Origin of the sequence: Burkholderia sp. IMCC1007 (assembly GCF_027257875.1) — a bacterium.
GTDB lineage: Bacteria > Pseudomonadota > Gammaproteobacteria > Burkholderiales > Burkholderiaceae > Burkholderia.
Genome location: NZ_JAPVQY010000011.1, coordinates 73484 through 99235, shown reverse-complemented (window position 1 = coordinate 99235; position 25752 = coordinate 73484). Strand labels below are relative to the sequence as shown.

General features: G+C 61.4%; 18 protein-coding genes and 1 tRNA gene. 6 read left to right on the top strand and 13 right to left on the bottom strand.

All coding sequences use genetic code 11. The features are described from left to right. Window positions 1-100: 100 nt before the first annotated feature. The 3 genes from O1Q03_RS13350 to rnr form a co-directional block, all read right to left on the bottom strand. Window positions 101-973, bottom strand: coding sequence for an N-acetylmuramoyl-L-alanine amidase (locus O1Q03_RS13350; protein WP_269503998.1), 873 nt, complete (start codon window positions 971-973; stop codon window positions 101-103). A gap of 94 nt (window positions 974-1067) precedes the next feature. After that, window positions 1068-1811, bottom strand: coding sequence for a 23S rRNA (guanosine(2251)-2'-O)-methyltransferase RlmB (gene rlmB / locus O1Q03_RS13345; protein ID WP_014897171.1), 744 nt, complete (start codon window positions 1809-1811; stop codon window positions 1068-1070). A 147-nt stretch (window positions 1812-1958) separates the two neighbouring features. After that, the gene (rnr, locus tag O1Q03_RS13340) at window positions 1959-4415 is read right to left on the bottom strand and encodes a ribonuclease R (protein ID WP_269503993.1); all 2457 of its coding nucleotides are present in this window, start codon (window positions 4413-4415) and stop codon (window positions 1959-1961) included. Window positions 4416-4665: 250 nt separating this feature from the next. Between rnr and O1Q03_RS13335 the strand changes: the two genes are divergently transcribed. Beyond that, window positions 4666-4752, top strand: a tRNA-Leu gene (locus tag O1Q03_RS13335). A 164-nt stretch (window positions 4753-4916) separates the two neighbouring features. Beyond that, window positions 4917-6203, top strand: a complete 1287-nt coding sequence (locus O1Q03_RS13330; protein WP_269503991.1) for a tyrosine-type recombinase/integrase — start codon at window positions 4917-4919, stop codon at window positions 6201-6203. 181 nt (window positions 6204-6384) lie between these two features. Here O1Q03_RS13330 and O1Q03_RS13325 read toward each other — a convergent pair whose 3' ends face one another. From O1Q03_RS13325 to O1Q03_RS13300, 6 genes are all read right to left on the bottom strand, one after another. Then, complete coding sequence (locus tag O1Q03_RS13325) at window positions 6385-9696, bottom strand: DEAD/DEAH box helicase (RefSeq protein ID WP_269503990.1); 3312 nt, start codon at window positions 9694-9696, stop codon at window positions 6385-6387. Continuing rightward, on the bottom strand, window positions 9689-10480 hold the full coding sequence (locus tag O1Q03_RS13320; RefSeq protein WP_269503989.1) for a hypothetical protein: 792 nt from the start codon (window positions 10478-10480) through the stop codon (window positions 9689-9691). The genes O1Q03_RS13325 and O1Q03_RS13320 overlap by 8 nt, the downstream gene beginning before the upstream one ends. 702 nt (window positions 10481-11182) lie before the next feature. Beyond that, window positions 11183-11956 carry a hypothetical protein gene (locus O1Q03_RS13315; RefSeq protein WP_269503988.1) on the bottom strand — a complete coding sequence of 258 codons (774 nt, stop codon included), beginning with the start codon at window positions 11954-11956 and terminating at the stop codon, window positions 11183-11185. 123 nt (window positions 11957-12079) lie between these two features. Continuing rightward, window positions 12080-12658, bottom strand: coding sequence for a hypothetical protein (locus tag O1Q03_RS13310; protein ID WP_269503987.1), 579 nt, complete (start codon window positions 12656-12658; stop codon window positions 12080-12082). A gap of 24 nt (window positions 12659-12682) precedes the next feature. After that, a complete protein-coding gene (locus tag O1Q03_RS13305) occupies window positions 12683-14560 on the bottom strand; it encodes a UvrD-helicase domain-containing protein (protein WP_269503986.1) in 1878 nt (625 codons plus the stop codon). Further along, window positions 14557-16914: an AAA family ATPase gene (locus O1Q03_RS13300; RefSeq protein ID WP_269503984.1), complete on the bottom strand. Its 2358-nt coding sequence runs from the start codon at window positions 16912-16914 to the stop codon at window positions 14557-14559. The genes O1Q03_RS13305 and O1Q03_RS13300 overlap by 4 nt, the downstream gene beginning before the upstream one ends. A 424-nt stretch (window positions 16915-17338) precedes the next feature. Here O1Q03_RS13300 and O1Q03_RS13295 point away from each other — a divergent pair, with 424 nt between their 5' ends. Beyond that, window positions 17339-17551 carry a helix-turn-helix transcriptional regulator gene (locus O1Q03_RS13295; RefSeq protein ID WP_269503983.1) on the top strand — a complete coding sequence of 71 codons (213 nt, stop codon included), beginning with the start codon at window positions 17339-17341 and terminating at the stop codon, window positions 17549-17551. Window positions 17552-17567: 16 nt separating this feature from the next. Here O1Q03_RS13295 and O1Q03_RS13290 read toward each other — a convergent pair whose 3' ends face one another. Genes O1Q03_RS13290 through mobH form a run of 4 tightly spaced genes read right to left on the bottom strand, consistent with a single transcriptional unit; the run spans window position 17568 to window position 23103 of the window. Continuing rightward, window positions 17568-18038 carry an SET domain-containing protein gene (locus O1Q03_RS13290; protein ID WP_269503981.1) on the bottom strand — a complete coding sequence of 157 codons (471 nt, stop codon included), beginning with the start codon at window positions 18036-18038 and terminating at the stop codon, window positions 17568-17570. A gap of 29 nt (window positions 18039-18067) precedes the next feature. Further along, window positions 18068-18766 (bottom strand): DUF4400 domain-containing protein, encoded by a 699-nt coding sequence (locus O1Q03_RS13285; RefSeq protein WP_269503980.1) that lies wholly within the window; start codon window positions 18764-18766, stop codon window positions 18068-18070. Window positions 18767-18782: 16 nt separating this feature from the next. Further along, a complete protein-coding gene (gene traD, locus O1Q03_RS13280; RefSeq protein WP_269503979.1) occupies window positions 18783-20930 on the bottom strand; it encodes a type IV conjugative transfer system coupling protein TraD in 2148 nt (715 codons plus the stop codon). A 22-nt stretch (window positions 20931-20952) separates the two neighbouring features. Beyond that, window positions 20953-23103: a MobH family relaxase gene (mobH, locus tag O1Q03_RS13275; RefSeq protein WP_269503978.1), complete on the bottom strand. Its 2151-nt coding sequence runs from the start codon at window positions 23101-23103 to the stop codon at window positions 20953-20955. Between the two features lie 621 nt (window positions 23104-23724). On the opposite strand from mobH, the gene O1Q03_RS13270 reads away from it, so the two are divergent. The 3 genes from O1Q03_RS13270 to O1Q03_RS13260 all read left to right on the top strand — a co-directional run bounded on the left by O1Q03_RS13270 (window position 23725) and on the right by O1Q03_RS13260 (window position 25728). Continuing rightward, entirely contained in the window at window positions 23725-24249 is a 525-nt protein-coding gene (locus O1Q03_RS13270) for a lytic transglycosylase domain-containing protein (protein ID WP_269503976.1), read from the top strand. After that, complete coding sequence (locus O1Q03_RS13265; RefSeq protein WP_269503974.1) at window positions 24246-25307, top strand: CpaF family protein; 1062 nt, start codon at window positions 24246-24248, stop codon at window positions 25305-25307. Before O1Q03_RS13270 ends, O1Q03_RS13265 begins: the two co-directional genes overlap by 4 nt. 124 nt (window positions 25308-25431) lie before the next feature. Next, complete coding sequence (locus O1Q03_RS13260; protein ID WP_269504076.1) at window positions 25432-25728, top strand: hypothetical protein; 297 nt, start codon at window positions 25432-25434, stop codon at window positions 25726-25728. Window positions 25729-25752: the final 24 nt, after the last annotated feature.

The following is a 25752-nucleotide window of genomic DNA, read 5'->3' as shown; positions in this document are numbered from 1 at the left end:
ATGCTGCGGGATTGCGAAAAACCGCCAGTTTACCGGACTCGGCCGACAGCCCGTGCTTTTTCGGCGGCCGCGGCCGGGTCGCCGCGTTGCGCGCCGATCGTCACGGTGCGCCCGTCGCGGATGCGTCGTCGGCCGGCGCCTCGCCGGGGAAATACTTGTCGAGCAATGCCTGCGCGATCGCGTCGGTTTCGGCATCCGGATTGCCCGCATAGTCGGACGGCCGGAAATGCATCTGGAATGCCGCGAATACGCGCCGCGTGCGCGCATCGAGCACCCCGTCGGTCGGCACGTCATAGCCGTAGCGCGCGAGCTTGAGCTGCAACGCGCGCACGTCGACGAGCGCATGCGGGTCGCGACCCGCGAGCCGCGCCGCGATGGTCGCGTCGTCCGGCCACGCGCCGACGCCGGCTTGCGCGAGCGCATGCCACGGGAACAGCGGGCCCGGATCGATCTTGCGTTGCGGCGCGATGTCGCTATGCCCGACCACGCGCGTCGGCGGAATCGCGTAGCGCGTGACGATGTCCTTCGACAGCCGGATCAGCGCGTCGACCTGGGCGGCCGGATACGGCTGCCACGTACGATTTTGCGGATCGAGCGGGCCGCGGTTCACGTTTTCGATGCCGATCGACGCCGCGTTCAGTTCGGTCGTGCCCTGCCATTCACTGACGCCGGCATGCCACGCGCGCTCCGCTTCCGGCACGAGCTGGTAGACCACCGGCATCCCGTGTTCGACACGCGGCTGCGGCGCGATGACGTAATGCACGCTGACCGAATCGCCGGTCAGCGTGCGCAGCGATTTCGCTTCGTCGCTTTCGGTGTAGTGCATCACGAGAAAGCGGATCCGCGAATCGGCGCCGCGCGCGTGCAGGCTCGTGTCGGCGTAGTAGGTGCCGTGCTCGACGAGCGACGGCGACGTGCAGGCGGCCAGCAGACCGAGAACGGCGCACGATGCGCCGAGACGGAACAGGGTCATGGTTCGCGCGTTCCGGAGAGGCATGTGCCGCGCGCGATCGCGTCACACGTCGGTCGGATCATGGCGGCCCGCGCATTGCGCAGGGCCGCGTGCATCAGCCCTTCACGCGTCGCTGCCGCACCGCTTCGTACAGGCACACGCCGCTTGCAACCGACACGTTCAGGCTTTCCACGCTGCCGGCCATCGGAATGCTCATCACTTCGTCGCAGGTGTCGCGCGTGAGCCGGCGCATGCCTTCGCCTTCCGCGCCCATCACGAGCGCGACCGGGCCGTCGAGCTTGGTTTCGTACAGCGTCGACGACGCTTCGTCCGACGTGCCGATGATCCACACGCCCGCTTCCTTCAGCTCGCGCAGCGCGCGGGCGAGGTTCGTCACCGTGATGTACGGCACCGTGTCCGCCGCGCCGCTCGCGACCTTCGCCGCCGTCGCGTTCAGGCCGACCGCGCGATCGCGCGGCGCGATCACCGCGTGCGCACCGGCCGAATCGGCGACACGCAGGCATGCGCCCAAGTTGTGCGGATCGGTGACGCCGTCGAGCACCAGCAGCAACGCCGGACCCTGGATGCCGTCGAGCAGCTCGGACAGGTTCTGCGCGAGCGGCACGTCCTCGACGCGCGCGACGACGCCCTGATGGCGCTCGGTATGCGCGAGACCCCACAGGCGCGTTTCGTCGGCTGCGATCAGCCGCACGCCCGCTTCCTTCGCGGCGTGCAGGAAGTCCTGCATGCGGCGGTCGCGGCGCGTCTGGTCGTACAGCACCTCCGCAACCGTCGATGCATCGTGCCGCAAACGTGCGGTCACCGCATGAAAACCGTAAAGAACCTTCAGACGTGACATGACTGGAACAACCTTCGATCAAACGTGCGGCCGCGCAACGCGCGCAGCCGCGATCCATGGAAAAGGAAAGCGCCGCGTTGCCGGCGGTGACCGGTAGAACGCGGCGTCTCTCGATACTGCAAGGGCGTGCGCGCCGCCCCTGAACGCTCAATACTTCTTGCGCGCGTGCGGCTTCTTCGCGGCCGTCTTCGCCGCCGTGCCGCCCTTCTTCTTCGCGGCACGCGCAGCGCGCGCTTCGTTCACCGCGACGGTCGGCGCGCTTGCCGCCTTCTTGCGACGCGGCACCGCATCTTCCGCCGGCGGCAACGAGCGCACGCGCGGACCGCCACGATCGTTGCCGACGACAGCCGGCGCCGGTGCCGGGCGCGGCGCCTTCACCGGCGTATCGCGCACGAGGCGGAAGTCGATCTTGCGCGCGTCGAGATCGACGCGGCTCACCTGCACGCGCACGCGATCCGACAGGCGATAACGGATGCCCGTGCGCTCGCCGCGCAGCTCGTTCTTGATCTCGTCGTACTGGAAGTAGTCCGAGCCGAGCTCCGTGACGTGCACGAGGCCTTCGATGAACAGCGTGTCGAGCTGCACGAAGATGCCGAACGACGTGACGCCGTTCACCATCCCGCCGTACTCCTCGCCGAGCTTGTCACGCATGAAGTAGCACTTGAGCCACGCTTCGACGTCGCGCGACGCTTCATCGGCACGCCGCTCGTTCGCCGAGCAATGCAGGCCGAGTTCTTCCCAGATCGCGGTGTTCGGACTCGAGCGGCCGCGCGCTTCGTCGTCGGCCTGCTGCATCGCGCGGGCGCGCGGCGACAGCGCGGTGTTCAGCTCGAAGCCTTCCGGCGCCTTCGGCGTGTACTTCTTGCCCGACAGGATCGCGTAGATCGCGCGGTGCGTGAGCAGGTCGGGGTAGCGGCGGATCGGGCTCGTGAAGTGCGCGTACGCCTCGTACGCGAGACCGAAGTGGCCGATGTTGTCCGGGCTGTAGACGGCCTGCTGCATCGAGCGCAGCAGCATCGGCTGCAGCATCTGCGCATCGGGCCGGTCGCGGATCTGCGCCATCAGCGCCGCGTAGTCGCTCGCATGCGGCTTGTCGCCGCCGCCGAGCGACAGGCCCATGCCGCGCAGGAACGCGCGCAGGTTCTCGAGCTTCTCCGGCGTCGGCCCCGCATGCACGCGGTACAGGCCCGGGTGCTTGTGGCGCTTCAGGAAATCGGCCGCGCAGACGTTCGCGGCCAGCATGCATTCCTCGATCAGCTTGTGCGCGTCGTTGCGCTGACGCGGCACGATCTGCTCGATCTTGCCCTGCGAGTTGCAGACGATATAGGTCTCGGTCGTGTCGAAGTCGATCGCGCCGCGCTTTTGACGGGCGGCAAACAGCGACTTGTAGACGCCGTACAGATCCTGCAGGTGCGGCAGCAGATCGGCGCGGCGCGCGGCCTCCGGCCCCTTCGTGTTCGACAGCACGGCCGCGACTTCGGTGTACGTCAGGCGCGCGGCCGAGTGGATCACCGCCGGATAGAACTGGTACGCCTTGATCTCGCCGCGCGCGGTGATCACCATGTCGCACACGAGCACGCAGCGGTCGACCTGCGGATTCAGCGAACAAAGGCCGTTCGACAGTTTCTCCGGCAGCATCGGGATCACGCGCCGCGGGAAGTAGACCGACGTGCTGCGCTCGAGCGCGTCGGCGTCGAGGCCGTTGCCCGGTTGCACGTAGTGCGAAACGTCGGCAATCGCGACGATCAGGCGGAAACCGTCGCCGCGGCCGACCTTGACGGGCTCGCAGTAGACGGCGTCGTCGAAGTCGCGCGCGTCCTCGCCGTCGATCGTCACGAGCGGCACGTCGCGCAGGTCGACGCGGAAGCGCAGATCGGCCGGGCGCACCTTGTCCGGCAGCGCGGCGGCTTCGTCGAGCGCCGGCTGGCTGAATTCGTGCGGCACGCCATATTTGCGCACCGCGATCTCGATTTCCATGCCCGGGTCGTCGATGTCGCCGAGCACCTCGACGACGCGGCCGAGCGGCTGCGAGTGGCGGCTCGGGAAATCGGTCAATTCGACGACGACGACCTGCCCGACCTTCGCCTTCTTCACGTTCTGCGTGATCAGGATGTCGTGGCCGATGCGCTTGTCTTCGGGCGCGACGATCAGCGCGCCGTTCTCATTGAGCAGGCGGCCGATCACGCGCTTGTTCGCACGCTCGGTGACTTCGACGACGTGCCCTTCGGGCCGGCCGCGGCGATCGTAGCCGACGATCCGCGCGAGCACGCGATCGCCGTGCATGACCTTCTGCATTTCGCCGTTCGGCAAGAACAGATCGTCCTGGCCGTCGTCGCGGATCACGAACCCGTAGCCGTCGCGATGCCCCTGGACGCGACCGGCAACGAAGTTCGACGGATGGGTGAGCTGGTAGTGACCGCGCTTGTCGAGGCGAATCTGGCCGTCGCGTTCCATCGCGGCGACCCGCCGGAAGAACCCCTCGCGCTCCTGACGCTTGATCGACAGCGCTTCGGCGATATCGTTGGCGGCCAGCGGCGCGTCGCTCGTACGCAGCACGCCAAGAATTTCTTCACGGCTCGGAATGGGGTACGGATATTTGCTCAAGGGTTTGTCGATGATTGTTCTCGTTGCGTTGACTGATGGTGCCCGGCATCAACATAGAGGTGTCCGTCAGACAGTTCTATATTGACGGCGGCGGGTCATTCTATCACCCGCGTTGTGTCGTCAAATGACGGGAATGCCGCGGGCGGGCGCCTCGGCGGCCCGTTTGCGGCCCATCGCAAAAAAGTGTTGACACGAGTAATTGGGGCGCTATAATTTCGCTTCTTTGCAGCAAGCAGCTACTGCAAAACGTGCCCAGGTGGCGGAATTGGTAGACGCACTAGGTTCAGGTCCTAGCGGTGGCAACATCGTGGAGGTTCGAGTCCTCTCCTGGGCACCATAAGGCTGTATAGGGTAGTACAGAGAAGTCCAGAAGACCCCGTAAATCATTGAATTTGCGGGGTTTTTTGTTTATTGCCGTCTAAGCCGGAACACGGCAAGCCACGTGCAGACGAGTACGTTTTTGAGTACATTGAAAGTTCGAGATTACGCAATGTACTCACCATGCCTCTCACCGTTCGCGAAGTCGAAGCAGCCCGCCCCCGGCCAAAGCCCTACGGTGTCGCCGATGGCGACGGGCTGGTTCTCTGGGTAACCCCGGAGGGCAACAAGTTCTGGCATTTCCGCTATCGCCTGCATGGCAAGCAGCCGCGTATCTCGTTGGGACGCTACCCCGACGTCACGCTTCAGAAAGCGAGACAGCAGGCAGCAGCATACCGGACGCTCGTCGCCGACGGCGCCGATCCGCGCGCGAAACGGCGGATAGCGCGGCAGCGGGCGGATACCAGTGACGACGGCACGTTCAGAGCAGCCGCTGAACTCTGGTACAAGAACAAACAAGATGCAGGTCGGTCCGCCTCAACGCTGAGCAAAATTCGGACGTACCTCGACAAGGACATCCTGCCCGAGCTCGGTTCGATCAAGCTGGTAAACATCACGCGCGCAGACTGCGCCCGTGTCCAGGAACGATTCGAAAAGCGCGACGCCCTCAACGTCTCGAAAAAGGCTCGCGGCTGGCTGCGCGAAATCTTCAGTCAGGCCATCGCACGCGGCAAATGCGAATTCAATCCGGCTTCGGAGCTCAAGGTCATTTCGAAAGCCGCGCCGAAGGCAAAACCGTATCCTCACCTTCTCGAATCGGAACTTCCTGACTTCCTGCGCGCGCTCGAGAAATCGACGAGCCGCCTCATTGCCTACGTCGCTGCCTGGATGACCATCTGGACGGCGAGCCGACCGGGTATGGTCCGCTATGCCGAATGGACCGAGGTCGATCTCGACGAAGCACTCTGGACGATCTCTGCCGAGAAGATGAAGATGCGACGCGGCCACGTCACGCCGCTCCCGTCGCAACTGGTCAAGGCGCTCAGGGAACTCAAAAAGCTGACGGGGCGTCACAAGTACGTTTTTCCCGGCATCGGCACGAAGCACGAGATCATAAGCGAAAACACCATCAACCTCGTGTTTTCGAAGATTGGCTACAAGGGTCGTATGGTCGGGCACGGCACACGTCATACCGCGAGCACCCTCCTTCGAGAGCACGGCTGGATAAAGGATCACGTCGAAACGCAGCTAGCGCATCTTGAGGAAGGCACTGCTGGCGACTACAACCACGCTAGATATCTCAGACAACGGCGAGCAATGATGCAGTGGTATGCGGACTACCTCGATGCGCTGAAGACGGGCATGCAGCCCGCTCAGCAGCAGTCCTTCGCTCAGGGAGTTAATGTCATGCCATTGCAATCGACTCCTACCCCGTCACGTCAACCGGACGACGGCGAAATGGCCGCGTGATCAAAGCACAGCGTGCTGGTCCAACAACAAAGTGGCGTCGTTCCGCTTATGCAACAAACAATTCATCGCGATGAACCGCACCAGGACGTGACGTCAACGACTCAGTGCGGTTTGAATGCACCAGCCATTGCGAAGCACTTTGCCCTGCGTTCAGCGTCTCGCCAGATTTTACTTTTTACCGTCAAAGAAAAGCGGCGACTTCAACAGCTGAAGCGATTCTTCTGTAGGCGCCTCGAAAATCTTCCCCAAGCGGGGCACTCTGCAGGACGGGCGCAATTTCCACATATTTCCGGTGCACAGCGCGACGGGCGGGACGCCCGGGCAGGTATCGGCGCAAAACGACCTTGTCCGCGTTATCGAATCCTTGCCGCACACACGCACTGAGCAAACCAAGCGCGAGCGGCATATCGCCACTCCCTCCGCGCTCAATGGAAACAGCTTGATATATCTGAGCTGGTAACCCAAAGATATATGAAAGTTCAGGCAACATACGCAAAACGAACTCGCGTGCCGATTCGCACTTACCCAGACGGTTCTCCTTCGTGCCGAACGTTCGCTCAATGCCCACCAGAGTATCGCCGGCTATCCAGCGATCGAGGAGCGAAAATAGCCGACTGGCAGCGTAAGTACCCCTGTCGCGGTCGTCATCGAGCTTCTTGTACGCGGTTCCGAACAATCCCTCGAGGTTTTCCGGTCGGATGAGCACGGGTATGAGCTGAGGTCGATGCACCAGCCAATGCACGAGCCACGCATACCAGTCGGCCACCGTTGCCTCAGGGTTGATCTCCTCCGAAAACGGCTCTCCGAGCTCACGGATGATCGCGACGGGGACTCCGGCCGATGCAGCCAGCCGATCAGCCCAGGTCAGCACGCGCGGTGTGTCGGGGTCTTCACGTCTCAGCGCCACGGCAGAATCGATGCGTGACTGGACCCAGTGGGCGTCCCCCCTTTGTCTGGCCCGGAACGCGGCGAATGAACGGCCTAGCAGTCCTCTCGCGGGCGCATCATGCGCGTCCTGATCTGCGGATGACGAGACCGGTAAGCGCCGCAACAAGTACATGGCCATATCCGATTTTGGCGAGACGGCATCATGGATCTGGTCCAATAATGCCGTCAATGGATCGTCAATCGTCAGGCATTGGTCGCTCTGCGCAAAAATGGAGCGCAAATCTGCCCAATGGCTGTGAATCCTGTTGGCTTTGTCGTCGAAGTTTACAACCTTGCTTGGCACGACGAGTACGACCCCGTATGATGCGTCCCCGGCCCGGCCTGCACGGCCGGCAGCGTTCAGTAGTTCATGAGCCTCGAGCCTTTGCATTCGGTCTGCGTTGGAGTCGAAACGACTGTCGCCACCAATGATGACCACCTCACTGGGAAGGTTCATGCCCTGTGCAAGAGTCGACGTCGCAACAAGTACGTTGATTCCATCCTTCCGCCTGAATAGCGACTCGTGCAGATTTCGCTCGGCCGGCAACAACAGACCATGGTGACAAGCGCTGGACGAGATGAGCCTGTTTTTCTTCTCAATCTCAATGTACAGATGCTCAGCTCCCCCCGCTTCGTCAACTGCGGTGACATAGAGGTCGCGTTCTTCATCTGTCAGCTCGCACCCGGGTACATCGAGCTCCTTCGATAGCGTCTTGGCAGCACTATTGGCGAGCGTAACGGTCTGCGTAAATACGAGGGTCTTCAATCCCTGCTTGGCCGTTGCTGCCGCTATCGCTGCAGCGACCTGATTCCCGTTGGGAGTAAGATACCAGTCTCCCCTCTTCGTCGTTCCGGTCGACAGCGTTACCTCGTCATCAAGAAGCGGCAAAAGCGCATAGTCCTTGCGCGCCTGTGACTGCCAAGTCTGGTGCAGGCAAAAGAAACCATACGGGTAGACGGTCAACTCCCGCTTGAGTGCGGCCGGAGCATCTTTGTTTTTGACCGAGGCGCGTGTCTCGCGTAGACGTTGGTTCAGTGCCCTGATCTCTTCATCGCCAAAGACTACGCAGCCCCGCACTTGCCGTGTCGGCTTCCAGGTCAGCGTAAGCGGCAAGCACTGACGGCCAGTGAGATCTGCCATCCAGTCTGCCATCTCCTGCGTGTTCATCATCATCGCAGAGAGAAAGAGCAAATCCGCGTCCGGTGCAACGGTAATGAAGTTAAGGACCGACAGCATGGCGTCGATTGAGCGACGACTTGCGTTAGTCTGCCGAGGATGCAACAAGTGGCACTCGTCAAAAACAAGAAGTCCAACACCAGTGAATGCTTCACGGTCAAAGCTCAACGTCGCAAGACAGCGCTCGGGTGTCATCACCGAAATCGCCGGCAGACCATTGTCGTCTGCTTCGAGGATGAGGTCATCGGTCCTTTCGCGAAGCACCTCCGAATCGGGAAAGGTTACTCGCAGCGCGTTCGCCGTCTGGTCTACCAACGCCAAGGTCGGCGCCAGAAACACCACTTTCTGCCCGCGCAAGAGCGCTGCCGCAATCTTGAGTTCAGCAAGCGTGGACTTCCCTGCGCCGGTAGGAAAGCTGATCGCGACGGAAACGCCCGGTCTGAGATATCCAGCCGAAATTGCCTGTCGGTGATTTCGCCACAAATAGGGCCGACGAGTGGCAATTCGTTTCATCAAGGTGAGCCATTGACCGCCGTCGAGGCCGGGCGGCGGAGGCGTATTAACAAGTGCAGATGCTGCCAGATCCTTCGATGCTGACGATAACAGGGATGCGAGGTGCCATGGCCCGGGGTAGACGCTATATGGCGGCGCGCTCTCATCTGCAAAACCATCCAGCGGCTCTATGCACAGTGCTTTCACTTGCTCGAAAAGGCCTACAGCATCGCCCTGCTCCCCGACCGCATCCGTAGCGTCGAGCCCCAACATACCGCTGGCGAGCAATCGCACCCCTCGCAGCAGCATAAAATATAGGGCTCTGACGGCACGGCCGTACGGGTCGCCAGCGAGCACCCTCTCGACGTTCGGCAGCGGTGTTCCCACGATATCCTGCAGTTGCCCATTCGCGAGATGAACGACTGCGGAAAGGAGCGCTGCCTCAATGACGTCGTCGGTTTCGATTACGATTGACTTCGCCATTTCCGCAGCATCTGCGCTGGATTCAGCAATCAGAAACAGAATCGTTGCCGAGACTTCTGGCGAAATACATTCAAGCGAAAGGCTACTGGCTCGAGGCGATGTTGCGCCGATCTTGTCCGCGAGCAGCACGACATGGTGCGCAGCGCCAGCAACAAACGCCGCCGCCGCGCGATTTTCGCGATCGCCGATTGCAGAGACGAGTGCCTCCTGCGAAAAGGCAAGGCGATTCATTTCGCGGGCAACTGTAGTGACCTCCTCCGGCAGTTGACGCGTATCAGCCAACTCACGTAGGCGGATTCGCGCAGAAACAAGCGTCGCGTATGCGTCAGTCAGTCGCCGCGGAAGATCCTTCAGGTCAAGTCCCGGTAACTGCGGGGCGCTCGAGATCAATGTCACTGTATCGGCATCAAACATGTGCTTTCACCTCCGCCCGCACGATAGCGATCGCCTTTCCGGCCAACCTTTGCATCCATGCTCGCAAATCATCGACGTAAAGCGTCTCGGCGCGGCGTCTTTTCATGTCGCCAGCTGCGATCGCGTCATAGCCCTTGAAAAGCCGGCGGCGTCCTGCCTCATCGGAGTGATTGCCCCCAACCGTAATGCTGATGCGGTAACGACGAACGTTACCCCAGATGATGTTCTCGATAGCGGCGTCCGGATCAATATCCAGCTTCGTAGAGAGGAGAGCGACTACTTCGGCGGTCAGCATATTTTCGCGTTCGCCGGACTCGAGCGCAGCGAACTCGGGCCAGACTGCATCGCGAACCGTGTCGCGTGGATTATCCGTTGCCTTGTCTTCGAAGATGATTGCGCCCTTGACTTTACCGGTCTTCTTGTTGACCTCAAGTTCGAGTCCGTCAAAGCCTTTGTCTGCCAATCTTATGTGAGGCGTACTGATTATGCCGTCAGGCGCTGCGCGGTAGGCTGCAATCCACGACAAAACCTGAAACATCCATCCGTCGCGGTGCCATGGGTCCTCGCCAGTTGCGACTGTCAGGAGCTTGATTGCGTCTCTAGCGGCATTCTTTGTCGTTGCAGGCGCGACAACCGATGCTCCGGCAAGGATTTTCTGGATATGCCGCGCCTGGCCCAATGCGACGCGAGCGATTCGCTGGGCGAGCACGGATTCGTCTTCAACGGTCCACGTATGTCCGTAGCAGAGCGGCTCGTGTTTGAACGGCGTCAGGTTGATTGTCATATTTGCAAGCGCGAAAGGCGCACTCAATCACGATCGTTACGATGCAGCACCATTACACATGCGTTGATGCCGTGCGCCGGCGCAGCAAGATGGAATGCCGCTCGCGCCGTAGCAAGCTGTGTCTCGTCTTTGACCGCTAGCGCGAATTGCTGCGCGCTCGGCATAGGTAAGGATCTCGCTCATTTTTTCGCTTATAACTGGATGGCCTCAACCGGCACTTCGATTCCGTGGTAGCGCAGGACCGCCTCGCGGAAAACATGCCATTCAGCCATACTGGCCACCTCATGTGTGCAATGCGGCACTGATCAGCGCCTGCAAGCTGCTCGGTCTCAGTCCGATGTACGTCGATCCCGAAGCGCTTGCTGAATCGCCCTACGCACGAGCCATCGTGACCCATCACCCACACGGTCTCGCCAGTCGCCGATACGTCGATGCTGTAAAGCTCCACAATTTTTTCCTCGTTTTCCCCGTTAATCAGGGATTTCGTAGTCCCTGTCGCTTTCGCAGTGGCGATGCCATGCCTCCTGCGCCGCACGCTGCAGGCTCGCCATCTCGCTCCGAAATTCTGCTGCTTCGCGAGAGGTTGGGACATACCCGTGCGAGATCTGTTCATGCCACTTGTTAGCCAAGGCCAACGTCTCCTCGACAACTGCCCTGTATGGGGCCAAGGAGCTTGGGATACCGTTTCCCATGTTCGCTTTCCTACCGACTTGCCTTGTAACGATCGATCGCGGCCAAGATCTTCTGGGCACAAAGCTCAGCGCGCTCCGGCGTGTCACATTCCGATGCCTTTACGCGCTCCACGTATACACCTTCGTGAGCGAGCATGGCGGACCGCGAATGTGCGTCGGCCGGCGATTCAGTATGGACAGTGTCGCCGTCTACCTCGACTTGAACAACGATCCCCTGCTTCACGACGACAAAATCCGGTTCAATGCGCCGATACTGCTTTCCACCCCGCAGGAAGACGGGCAACGGTGCAAAGGGAATACCTAACGCCTTCAGTGCTCCGTACAGCAGCATCTCGGGCTTGGACCTGAACAGCAAACCATCAAGTCGATGCGGAGCAATGTTGTCCGAGCGGACTCGCCCCTGATTCGTCACGCCATCGCCCGCCAACCACGCCCGCGCTTTGTCGCGCCATCGGTCGTCGCCGACAACTTCCGGGGCAATCACCACGCCGTTGAGGACCTGATTACTCGAACCGCGCAGAAACTCATCGATCTTCAAAGCGATCGCTTTTTCCAATTGAGTGAGCGATGGCTTCACCTGCGCGTACACGTGAGCAGGCACCTCTAATGTCAGGGTGTAGCCGTATGTTCCGCCGTTCCAGTTGTCATAGGACGTTTCCTCAATTTTTGGGGTCGCTGCCACGATTACTGCAACCTCGTTCGCTGCCCCATCAAAAGCAAACTGGCGACTTGCGGAAGCGAGTAGCGGCTCGAGATTGTCCAGGTAGTCCGAAAGAGAACCCATATTATTTCCCTGCTAGGATCATTAGTTGGCTGATGGTCGCTATCTCAAACATTGTTCTCCTGAATGCATTTTCCGCCTATTAGGTTGCTGCACTACCTCTGGTATTGGCGGCTGAAATTTACGTCAGTAGATGGGGTCGGTCGAAGGAGGTCCAACTTGCTGGAGAAAGTGAGTCAGGTGCCCGAGCGCCTGCTCCCAGTCCTTACTCGCAGCGTCCACGCTCGAGACCCAGTGCGTGTTCACGGTGACGCCGCAGGAGAACCCCGTCGCATTCTTTCGTTCGATGAAAGTGCACGGTTGCAACTCCCAGTGATAGGTTACTGCGCGCAGGTCCGCAATCGTGGCGAGCATGCGGTCGAAGTGGAAAAACATAGGGAAGTAGTTTTGGGCGTCGGCGATCGCGCTTCGCGAGTTAAAGGCAAATTCGAAGTAACCTGTATATCGATGCCTTCCTCCTTCGCTCACCGAAGAACTTAAGCAGCCGACCGACAGAAGATTTGTAGTCTGGCTGTTGGTAGCAATAGCGAGTTGCCGCAGTGCTGCGTCACGGACAAGCTCGGGTACAACATCGACCAATTCCAGAGCGCCTTTGAGACAAACGAACCCATAGTTTGCTTCCCCGTCTTCGCGCAACACCCCGTCCCCCCCGTACGGGATGGGCTTGTGCTTTTGGTTGATGCAGAGGAAATTCTGGTAGTTCATTGTTTTCCCTTTGTGCCGACCGGTTCAAATAGAGCCCAGATGCTCAACAAGTTCGCAGACGATCTCTGCGGGAGTAAACCAGCCTTCCGTCAAAACAAAGGACTTGACACGTTCGGCGGCCGTCGAATACGCAACCAGCGCAAGGCTTTCCTTTGCACGGCTTGCCGTCACATAGAACAGGCGCTTGGTTGCTTCTACCGTTCTATCCCCTGAAGGCTTCCCGCCGAACAGATCGTCGTACTTGAACATGAAGCCTCGCGCTTCAGAGTCGTCCATGATGACCATAACGCGATCGAATTCCAGACCCTTCACGCCTTGATGGGTATCGAAGTGAGCCCTACCCGAAAGATATTCGGTCATCGGTTCGATTTGAGAAAATGGGGCCCTCAAAAACGATTGGATTGCGATGTCCCGTTCCGTTTGATGGTCCTCTCGTTCATCCTCGTCTGATGAGTCAGCCGCAGCCCGTTCAATCGCCCCAGACGCATGCGCCCGAAGAGCATCAGGGATCTCAAACAGATTGGTCTTCGCGACGTGCTGCAAGACGGCGAGCAATGATGGTTCCTCAGTGCCACTCCAGAGTTTCAGCAGACCATCGACTGCCTTGCTGACGCCTTGAAGCAGAGCCTTATTGTCTTTCGACTGCCGCAGGGACGCGGGGCTCAGGAGCGGCGAGTCGGCTTTGACAATGCGGGCGATGGTGAACTGGTCATCTGCGCGCTTGGCACGGATGAGGGGAAGGACTTGTTCCGAGAAGAACCGGAAGACCGGCAGCGTGCCATCAAGAAAGCTGGTCCGCCAGCTTTCGTAGTCGTAGAGCGCGGAAAACGCGTCGAGGAACCCGAGACGCGATGCGGCCATACGATGCTCAAGGGTGAGAGTCTTCACAGCCGTCGGCTGATTCCATTGTTCGTCACCGGTGATGGCGGCCATGTGCTTGGCAATGGCGCGTTCTGCTGCGGGCTTGTCTTCCGTGCTACTGGGAAGAACAAAAAGCCTGACATGGCCGGCGGGCGTAGATGGCGGTGTGACCTGTTGCTGCCCGTCGCTGCGGACCTTGTTAATCAAGGTCACGACGCGCTTGGGGCACCGGTAGTTCAAGGCTTTCGCCGGCTCTGACCAGTCGTCAGGCAGGCCCTGCCCGAGTCCCTCCTTCCCGTCCGAATAGATGCGTTGCATCATGTCGCCGATCAGGCCGAGCAGGAATCGCTCTTTCAGCTTGGATTGAACCGCAAAGAGCGCATCGATGAGAAGGCGATTGGTGTCCTGGCTTTCGTCGATAAGCAGGATCGGATAGCGGCCAGCAAGGATGCTCTGCATGGCCGGTTTCGTGCTCAGGAAATGGGCCGTTAGCTTCAGCACCTCTGCGTGATTGAGCGCGTCGCGCCCGCGGTTGTCTCCTGTCGGGCTATATACAAACGACTTGATGTGGGGCAGGTTCTGCAGCCGCCGCGTCTTCGATTCAATCCTACTGAGGCGGCTTGCGGAAGCTTTGGTCCCCTTACGCCCCTTGGCTTCATCAGCTTTAAGCTGCGCGATGTCCTCTGCGAGATCGACCTGCAACCACTTGCGGATATCGTGGTTCAATCCCTCGATGAGAGACCAGGCGAAACTATGAATCGTTCGGACGTCAATCAAGGGGTCAAACAGGAGTCGCCTCTTGATCTCGTCGCTTGCGGCATTGGTGAAGGTTATGACGGCGACCCGCTGACCCTTGACTCGGAGCCTGTCTGCCATCGTCTTCTGAACGTGCTGAAGCGCCGTGACAAGCGACCGGGTTTTGCCGGACCCTGCACCAGCAAACAGGAAAAAACTCTTCGGTGTATCGAGGTCGAGGCAGGCCGCAATCTCAACGTCGACATGCGCATCGTTTGGCTCTGCAGTTTGGGCCGCGGTGGTCATGCCGCCACCGCGTCGGTTACCGGTCCTTTAGGCGTGGGCTCTACGGGCGTCAAGACGGCAGATGACCCCTTGCCGAGGACGTCATCTTCCTTTCGCTTTAACTGCGTGGCGAGCCATAGCAGTCCTTTGCTGATATATGCAGGAACGGTCATGGTGTCGATCTCTTTGCTGTAGAGAAGCTCCATCGCGAATTCAGCTTTGCCGCCTTTTCCGAGGTCAACTGCGACTTTGCCGGCGAGGTCGGCTGCATCGACCGCATCATCGATCGACTTCCGCAGGCGCCCCATCAACCCAGTGCCATTCATCGTCTTGAATGTCTCGAGGTTTTCGTAGACCAGCGCGTCCTCAAAGGTGTTTGCGAGCAACTCCACCGGATCCGGTGTCTTGAACTTAGCCCTTATGGGCTGCTGATAGGCGACGCGGACGCCGTAGCCACCGCTGTCTGAAAGAGCCAGATCCGCCTCTTTGGTGTCGAGCAAGGTATCCAGCGACTCGCTCTTTGGGACCCAGCTTTTCAGCGTCTCGTTGCGCGCTTTAAGACTGGCGCCACGGGCAGGCGGAACCGAACTGCCCGCCGGATTCTTGGCGTCAATGTCGGTGATAATCAGCGTGTTCAGGCCGAGATGCTCTATCAGAGACTTCAACCGATGGGCATGGCTGCCGCCGATCTCCAGCCATGTCACGTAACAGCGGCGCAGGAATTCATAGTCGTTCCGGGAACGAACGAAGTGCGGAACGAGAATGCGCTCGGCCGGTCCCTCGACCAGGACCGCACCGTCGGCGAAAAAGAGGTCGCAGTGCGTCGCCTTCAGGTATCGCTGGACGAATCGGGCAGTCTCATCTCCGGTGCCGAACGTCTCGGACAGGTTCACAACGCACGAGACCGGCACGGAGCCGTCCTCGGCTTTCACCGGGAGCCGTCTGAAGTACCGTAGCGACGCGAACTCGGCCTCGTGGGCAAGATGGCTGGAATGCGTGCTGACTACCAGTTGAGTAGACAGATCCTTTGATGCCTTGAGCTTGTCGTGTTTGCGCAGGACCTCATAGGCTTGCCTGATGAAGACCTGCTGAACCTGCGCGTGCAGATGCGCCTCCGGTTCTTCGATGAGGACGAGATGAAGCGGCGGGATCAACTCATCACCATCCCCGGTCACTTTCGCGGCTTTGCCGACACGCATCCATTTGTCACGAAAACTCATCAGCGCGAAGATGATCGAGACGAGGTTCTGGTAGCCGAGGCCGTTCGAATCCTCCGGAAGCTGATGAAGCTGACCGGGACCCGCACTTTGACGCATGGGCACGACGTACTGAACCGCCGATGCGTGATTTAAACCGTCGACGGGCTTGATGTTAGTGGTGATCGTGAGCTTCGGGTCAGTCACGCCTGGATAGCCGATCTCCTCCAGTTCCTGGAGTGCATCGGCAAAGCACACTGCCAGGCGCTTGCCAAAGGCCGCCTGCGCTCCGTGAAGAGCTTGCAAGGCCTCCAGATCCTTCGGCTCGGGTTGATCGAAAGGGTCCAGGTGCTGGGTATAGTAGTGACGAAGTTGACTGGATAGCTTCTTGCCGCCGCGTGCACCGCCTTCCTCGTGTTCGTCCTCACCCCGTGTCGTTGCCGGCGCAAATCCAAACCCGCGCTGCGCGCTAATCTCATCGATACGGATAATCTTCTTGAGAGGGTCCCCTGCCACAGGCTCGCTATCGGCGGGAAGAGCCTGCGGCGCAGCGATGCCATCTTTCGGGACAACAAGCTTGGCCGGGTCAAGCAGGTACGCCCGCACTTCGAACAATGAACGAAGCTTGACGGACAGGAAGTCCATCAGCGACCGGGGCCAGAGAGCGAAGCCATCCGCTCCTTGAGAAGCTGCTGCCGACGGCGCTGCCTCCGCCGCGTCGGCGCTCATTACCGCCGCCGCGGCGAGTTTCGCTGTCAGATATGCGGTCTTGAAGGCCTGTTCATCCTTGGGTTCGTAGCGCAGACGAACGCCGATGAGCGCGCCGTCCCAGTCTAGCGTCGGGAGGATCTTTTGAACGTAGTGAAGCTCCCCCTCCGGGACATCGAGCCAAACGTCAAGGTGCGGGAGTACCGCATTCCAGTCGAATGGCTGTTCCGCCTCTTCGACATTCAGAGCCTCCCATTGTTGCCCGAGTACGTCGAGCGTGGCCCAATTTGACAGCGTGAAATCGTTGATCGAGAAATCTATGCGTCCCACGAGGAAATGGCGAAGCGCGACCATCGCGGATGTCTTGCCGCTATTGTTGGCGCCGACGAAGACGGTTGTCTTCTCCGCGAGGTCGACCCTGACCTTCTGCAGCTTGCGGAAGTTGCCGATCTCGACGAGCTTGATGTGCATGCTGTTCCCCGTAGTCCCCGTCAAGCAGAGGACTGATCCTTAATCGACTTCGAAGTCGCCGGACCGCATTGAAAACACTTAGCCTAGCGCTTGGGCGCTATGTGTTTTCCGTGTCGATGCAGCTTCCTGTTCTCCGATTCAACGGCTCCACGCTTCGTTAAGTACCGTTGGTAAAGTGTTGGCCCCACCACGGTTGGCCGAGGACTGCGACTTCAAAGTCAGTCAACAGGCGCAGTTCCATGCGCGCTCCGAGGCAGCATTATTGTAACCAAGAGTAACGGTGATAGTCACTTCCGTCGAAGCTTCGACAGCGAATCCACACGCTGCCTCACGGCACCTCACTATCTGCCGGACGTCAGTCTATTGAAGGCTGGAACGACGAGGGGATAATCAAAGCCGATCAAGAAGCAGGAGGATATGCGGAATGGATCAGGTAATGCGCATGAAGGATGTCGTGAAAAAGATCGGCCTCTGTCGAGCCACGATCTATGCAATGATCAGCCGCGGAGAATTTCCGCGCCCCATCCGCATCGGGGAACGTGCAACCGGCTGGCGCGAATCGGAACTGGAAGGCTGGCTCGCGAATCGCGCTGCGGCGCGAGAGCGGTCGTCGCCAGCGCTACGCTCCGGCCGCTGACTCTCCGTCTGCCACATCACGACGCGGCCGCAGCCAGCATCGTGCCACGGCATCCGGCCGCGCCACACCGGCAGACATAGCTCAACCTCGCCTCTTCGTCCGTCGGATCGTCGACGGCCAACTGGTAATCCAGAAAGAGTTCCTCACCGGGTGCAATCGCGGCCGACGCGTGAATAAATACACGGTCTTCGATCTCGACCGCCTCGCAATTGGCCATGCATGCATGATTGAGCCAGCGTGCGCTGTTTCCACCACGCCCGCCGTCGATCACGCGTCCGTCGGAGAGGCCGAAGAAATATGTGTGGCCAGCTGTGCCATTACTTCCATGCCGCCTGATGGCCGCCGTCCACGCGATGCGCTCACCCTTGTATTCAAAAACCCGTTCGCCCGCTTCAAGTGCCCGTAAAGCGAACACGCCACGCCCATGCACGGGCGAGCGTCGAACCACTACACGTCGCTGAATGGCCTGTCTGTTCTCTTTTTTCATGGCCGAAGTATAGGGCGACTATTTGCGATCTACGTGTACTTCTTGAAGTACTTCGCCATGTTCCATACCGCGATCACCATCAGCATCGACACCGGCCAGAAAAGCAGCCAGACCGGGAGCTCTACCGGTGCGACCAGCCAGACGATTGCCGTCAACGGGATGACGCCGAACATCAGCAGATGTTTTGCGTGGTGATAGCGGGTCGCGGATTCATGCCCACCCTGCGCGCGCCTCACATCTCGCGCGACCAGCCCGTCAACCAGCGCGACGTCAATTGCGAGGACGAACTGCGGGACCGCCATCGCAAGCATCGCCATGCGAACGCCGAAGAGCTTGACACCGTACATCGCAACCACGAGCGCCTCGCGCGTCGCCCCCGAAAACGCCGGCCGCAGGTATGAGCCGAGACCCTGTGACGGCAGAACGCCTGCCTCCCATGCCCGCGTCGACGCATCGATGCCGGTCCAGCCGAACCAGCTCCAGTAGGCAAAGTCCGCTGCCCGCCCGGCCAAGCCGGGATCGGCCGTCTCGTTCAGGTAGTAGCGCAGGATCTCCTGTATCCCGCCTACCGGATCATCACGCCACAGGAAATGTGCGGCCACCAGATCCGCCAGCACTGCGAGAATGCTAGCAAGCAGCAGCCAGAGTGCAACATGGATCGCCAGATCGACGACCCAGAAAAACGACTTCACGCCATCGGCGTTTCCATCACGCGTCTTCGCCGCCATGTTCGCTCCCGTCGCATCAGAATCCTGCGCCTTTGCCTTCGACGGCCCATGGTTCGGTGGTGGATTGCGGAGCGCCGACCTTCGCGCCCATCGGCATAAAACTGCCAACCGCGCCCCCGATCGCATCGGGCGCCACACCGCCTGACTCATCGAAAGCCGACACCGCCTGAACATAGGACGTATAGCGTGAGCGCATGTCCGCCACCACGTCGTCGAGCCCGGGCAGCATGACCGGATCATGGGCGTCAAGCAGCGGCAGCCGGACCTTCACAAGCTGGCCGCCCTCAACGAGTGCGAACGCCTGGCCCTTGGGCAACTGTGTCAGGTCGGACGCCAGCAGCATCGGCACCTGTCGCACGGCGATCTGGTCATGCGTCTGCGCCGTGAAATGCACGCCCTCACCGCGGCGCACCGCGTCCGTCGCCGACGACGCGAGCGTCAGCGATTTCACGTCGACCATCGGAAGCTGGTCCGTCAGAATCTTCGCGGTCGTCACGTACTTCACGCGCAGCATCACCAGCGTGTTGAAGTTGCCGAAGATCTGCTCGGCCTTCGCGCGCGAGCCGATCTTTGCCTCCAAGTCGGCGCTCGTCTGCGTGTACGCAGTGATCTGATAGCCCGCACCGCCCGCCTTGTTGACCATCGGCACGAACTCGTCGCCGACCAGCTCATTGAACTCGTCCGCGTGAATCGACACGCGCCGACGGCCGCCCGCCGTGCTCTGTCCATAGCCGTGCCCGTACTTGTAAATGCGACCCGCAGTCGACGTCAGATCGGCAAACATCGCGTTGCCGACGACGCCCGCGACCTCGAAGTCCGATAGCGCATCGAGTCCAACGTACACGATGCCGCCACGGTCCATCACCCGGTTCCAGTCGAACACGGGACGCGGATCATGCGGGTCGTCATAGTCGGGCGACAGTAGCTCGGATGTCCTGCCAGTGGTGAGCTTTTCCAGGAGCGGATAGAGCGACGAGACGAGCTTGTCGAAATACGAGCGCTCGTTGCTGATGACCGACAGTAGGCCGTTGGCGATCGGATCGGTCCAGCCCTGCTGCCGAATCAGGTTGGCCACCTGCAGCACTTCCTGGTTACGCTGAAGGCGCATCGCCTGCTTCGCCTCTTCCTTGTCGAGCGGCTCCAGACCCTCCTCCCAGCCGGCGTGATCGCGATCGAGCCAGAAACGGAAATACCGCAACGCGAGTCCGTCGATATTCACGGCGTTCTGGTAGATCATCTCGTAGGTCGGGCGGATGCCGAGCGCACTCATCGCCCGCGCCATCACGTTCACGAAGCGCCAGACGAAGTCGCGGAACGCGGCTGACTGTCCCTCCTTCGGCAGATTGCCGGCGATGCGCGTGGCGACCTCCGTAATCCGCGAGTAGGTGCCGATCGGGCTGTAGCGCGCCGATTTGTCCGGGTAGCCCAGGTGGAAGAACGTGAACTCGCCTTCCCGTCCGCAGCGTTTCGCCTCGGCGTACATGCGCAGCAGCAGGTCAACGTCGCCCTTCGGATCGAACACGATAACGATGTCACCGCGACGGATGTCCTGGGCAACCAGCACCTCGCACAGCCTGGTCTTGCCCACGCGCGTCGTGCCTAGCACTGCCATGTGCCCCACGCGCTCGCTGATGTCGAACCAGATATCGCGCTCATCCGGCTCGACGCCATGCAGCGCAGGATCGCCTCCGACCGGCGGCAACGGCGCGACAGGATTCCACCATGCCTCGCGCCGCGTGATGCGCGCGATCCTGCTCCCTGGATGCTGCCGCTCATGATCCCGCGCCCGGTCGTACAGGTCATTGCGGGCCAGCAGCCGGCGGTTTTCGGGAAAACGGGCCTGATACAGGCGCTGCGTGTGAATGACACCCCAGCGAAAGCCGCGTCCGAGAAACACCTCCTTCGCGGAGCACGGAATGTCAGCCGCGGCAACGACATATTGCGGCAGACGCCGCAGGTTGCGCTGGAAGCGGATCAGCCGCCATGCCTGTCGTCCGCGAGCCCAGGCGAGCGACAGCAGGGCAAGCGTCGTGACACCGCCCGTAGCGGGCGTGATGAGGAAGAGCGCCGGGTGGGACCAGAGGACGCCGGTCGCGGCGAGCGCCGCAACGGATGAGAGCAACTCGACCGGTTTGCGAAAGAGGTTCTCGACCGGATACGCCATCGCCGCCGTCCGCCTTCGCGGTTCAGTCCTGCACCGGGGCCGCGTCTTCCGCCACGACCGCCTTCTGCTTCGACTGGATCATTGCGTTGGGCGGCGGCACGGGATTGAAGAACCGCTCCGGCTCGGGCACGAGCATCACGGACAATTGACGGCCACCGGCGCCCTTGATGTTGTAGTGGATCAGATACGAGCGCCCGGCGCGGCCAGCATCGGCTGTCACCGGATAGCCGGACTTCTGGAAATCGCGCTGCACCTGCTTCCACGGCTCGGGCGTGCTGCCATCTTCAGCCGGCGTCTGTTCGATCGCGTCGGGATGAGCCTGCGCGAAATCCCGGAAGATTGCGGGCGTCACCAGTAGCATGCCCTCCGGCACGAAATGCACGCGGGCCATCGATTCGTTATACGGCAAGCCGCCATTGGCCACTCCCTCCTGCACCCAGGCCATGAACCGTTCTGCATTGGGCCGTGGCTGACGGGCACCCGCCCGGGCGGCAATGGATCGCGATGGAACCCGCGCCTTCTCGCGCGGACGCACCGGCGCACTCACCTGATCCGCTACGGGCGCATCATCCCTGGGCTTGCCGTGACCGGCGACCACTTCGCCATCCCGCGCCGCGGCGCTCTCGGTATCCGGCAAATATGCAGGCTCCCCCTCGTTGATGAACGGAGCCTCGGCTTCCAGAGCGGCCATTTGTTGCGACTCGACCGAGTCATCATCTGCACGGCGCCGATCGAGCACATCCCGGTCGTCGCGCGATGTTGACGCCACGGAATCTGGCGCGTCAGCGCTTTGCCCGACCGCCGCCGTCACCGCGTCCGAGACTGGCGACGACGCTTGCGGAGCAGACTCTGCAGGAGGGGGCGTTACACCGCCATCAGCGTTGTCGGCTGATTCAGCCGTCGGCTTCGGCTCAAGCCCAGACTCGACAATCTGGATCGCGCCGGCAGCGAGCGCACGTGGATAGCGAGCGGGATCGGCGTAGAGCCGGGCGAGCGGAAAGCGCAGGACGGTGAAGGTCTGCTTCCAGGTACCGATCGCGACCGCGATCGTCCAGATCGCGCCGCCTTCTGGCGTGCTCACCAGCGCGCCGTATTCCTGCCACGTATCGAAGAGCCGGTTGTTGTCCGTCGGGATGCCTGCCGCGCCGGTCTGTTGTTCCTCGTTCGACGCAAGGTGATGGCGCACGGCCTCGGCCAGGGTTTTGGCCACGCACCAGAGCGATTCGCCGTCGCAATAGGCCGTCGCGCCGGCACGGTTCAGTGGCATACCGCTTTCGGCCAGCAGCCGCCGCAGCCCTTCCATCAGACGCTCGATCAGCGGGACTGCACGCGCGGTCGAAAACCGCGTACGCGGGCCCGCCAGCAGGTTTTCCGAGACCGAGCGGCGATCCGCGTCGCCCACGATCTTCGCCAGCGCGCCGTCTTTCGCACCGCCTTTCCCATTGCCGTCGCCGGACAGGTATGCCGCCAGTTCCTGCAGCACCGGCGGATACTGTGCCAGCCAGCTCAGCGAGACTGATGGCACGAGGCGCTGCAGCAGCACGATGGCGAGACGCGAATGCGCGCCGTAATCACGTTCGCCAGGCGCCGGGAAATCCACCCGATACCATTCGCCCCCCTGCTCGTTCATGCTGCCGGCCATCGGCACCCACGGCCGCAACTCGTGGCCCGTCGCCAGTTCGACCTTCAGATCCGCGAGCGGCTTGCCAATATCGTGCAGCAGCGCAGCGACCAGCACCGCGTAACTGCACCGCGCGCCATGCCGCATCTGGTCTTCGGGGCTCGCCCCGAGCGGCAACCGGTATCCTTCGCGCACATGCAGCGCATAGCGCGCCACTTCAAGCAGATGGATCAGCAGGCCACCCGGTTGGGCGTGATGATGCGACTCGGATGCGGGCAAAAGCTGCACGAATTCCGTGAGCCGCTGCAGCAATGGTTCAAGGTCGCGTTGCTCGCTCTCGGGCGACAGACCCAGACTGCTGTCGATCCGCAGGACCATCCCATCAACGCCCGTTCTTTGAATGAGCTCACGATGTCCCAGTACGGGCAGGTACTGCGGGGAAGGCGGCAGTCTGGGTCTGTCAGGCGGCGCAGCCGGCGGCACCGTCGGTATCGGGTGCGCCGTCGACGATCGTGGCAACCTCAACCAGGTGAGCGCATTGGCGAAAGTCATAGGGGAATTCGGGCAGACCGGGAATTCGTCTTGGCAATGACGCAGGCGACTCCAAGGGTCGCCATGGTTCAACCGTACGCATTGCCCTGCTGGCTCCGCCGCAAATAGCTGCACGACGAATTGCTGTGCCGCGCAGTCACGCTGCCGGGCGGAGGTTGCCGTCCGGGCGCAGTCCGTGCTCCTTTCTGGGTCTTCTGCGGCAAGGGCCGCGGCGTTTTTCGTCGTTGCTGCACAGCCCTTTTCTGCCCTTCGGCGTTTGCGCCTTTGAGCGGGTGATGCGACTCATCCCAGCATCACCCGCGGCCTTTGGATTGGGCCCTTCCCTTTACGACGCCCTTTGCTCCCCTTGCGTTTCCGGCCTTCGTCCGACGGCTTTGTCCCGCGCTGGACAGCCCCCGTACTCCGAGTCCTGCTGACCCGCGTGGTCACACCCAGTCACGGATGACCGCACGTGCGCCATCGTTGCCGTGCAGGCATTCCAGCCATCTGCACATCTGCGCTACCTACAGTGAAGCCGTCAGTCCTCCCCCCTGGACTGACGCGCGCTGTTGACCTGCCGGGTTGCTCCCGGCTCCCGGCAGGTTCTTTTTCTGATGGCACCCCCAACCGATTGAGGTCGATGTGAAGCGTGTCTGGAAGATGCCTCTATGTGCATCGCTCGTTGTGGTGACGCACACAGCCCGCGCCGACTGCCTCGACGATGCCGCACGGTTTCATCACGTCAATGTCCGGCTGGTCCGCGCGATTGCCACCGTGGAGTCTGGCCAGCGCGCCGGCGTCGTTCATCTGAATCGTGACGGCACCACCGACATCGGACTGATGCAGATCAACAGCCGTTGGCTCACGGCACTTTCGCGTTTCGGCGTCTCGCGCGCGGGCCTCTACGACCGCTGCACCAATGCCTACGTCGGCGCGTGGATCCTGTCGCAAAACATCCGTCGTCTCGGACTCACGTGGGGCGCCATCGGCGCGTACAACGCAGGCGCCCACGAAAAACGCATCGCCTATGCGCGGCGCGTGTACCGCGAATTGCACGTGTCCCCAACGACCGTGACCGAACAACCAGAAGTCGTGTATGCCCGACCAGCGAGACCGGACTTCATTGCCCGGCTTTTCGAACCCATCGGATGGGGGAACGGGCAATGAGCCGGCTTACCGACGAGTACGCGATCGAGGTGCTCAACGACTACCTCGGCCCGCTGCAATCCATGCTCGCCGATCCCGACGTACAGGAGATCATGGTCAACCGCGCCGACGCGATGTTCGTCGAGCGCAACGGCGTGATCTCGTTCGTCGCTGGATGCCACCTGGACCCGGACGCGCTCGACCGCGCGATCACGATCCTCGCCAATGTCAATGCAAAGGCGCAGACACCGCTGCTCGACGCGCGGCTGCCTGCCCTACGCATCGCGGCCGCCCGCCATCCCGTCGCTGTGCACGGCGACATGCTGTCGATCCGCAGGCACGCGCGTCGCCGCACCGGTCTCACAGACTATGAGCACAACGGCGCCTTTGACGTGCTGCCGGCCACCCGCTCAACTTTCACCCGTCGCCGGGACGCGGCGCTGCTCGCGCGCATCTCTCACGGCGGCGCAGCGCTGCGCGAGTTCTTCCAGTGGGTGATGCGCGAGCGGATCAACGTCGCCTTCTCTGGCGGCACCTCATCCGGCAAGACTACGCTGCTCAACGCGATGATCGATGCCATGCCGTCGGACGAGCGCATCGTCACGATCGAGGATACGGCGGAACTGCAGATCCATGCCCCCAATCACGTGGCGCTCGAAACCAGTCTCGGCATCACGATTCGTGAGCTCGTGCGTTTCTCTCTGCGCATCCGCCCCGACCGGATCATCGTCGGCGAAGTACGCGGCGCCGAAGCCTTCGACCTGATGGAAGCGCTCAACACGGGGCACCCCGGCTCCATCGTTTCGTTTCATGCCGACTCAGCCGACACGGCACCCGCGCGGCTCGAATCTCTCATCCGCATGAGCGATGAAGGACGTTTGATGACGATCACCGATCTGCGCCACCGGATCGCCTCGACCTTCCGTTTCTTCGTACACGCCGAACGGCAAGGTGCAGTGCGCGGCCCCGTCGAGATCCGTGAAGTGCTCGGCGTCGAGAACGACCGCTACGTCACACGGTGCCTGTTTTCCCGGTACGCCACCGCGGACGCCATTGCACAGGAGCTGGCCCATGCCTGAAGTCATCCGTCTCCGCATTGCCGTTGCACGGCGCATCGTCTCCCGTATCTGTCGAAAAATCGGTCGCCATTCAGGGGAAGTCCGCTGCACATGGCGCGCCCTTCTCCGCCAGCATGCACCGACGATGCAAAGCGTCCTCGTAGCGCTCTGGCTCGGCTCGATCCCGATTCTGGCCCACGCGGGTATCTGGAACGGGGGCTTGTGCACCGTCTATCAGGACGTGCTCGACAACGAGCTGCTCGAAGTCGTGTCGCTCTCAGCGCTGGTTGGCTCGATTGTCCTGTGGCTCCTCGACGACGGTCGCAGCAACATCAAGACGCATGTGCTGCGCGGCGTGCTCGGCACACTCGCGATCCTGAACATGCCGCTGCTCTGGGCGCAGGTCTTCAACCACGGCGCAGCCTGCACCGGCACGCTCTGACGCGCACATCCAGGAAAATTCTGT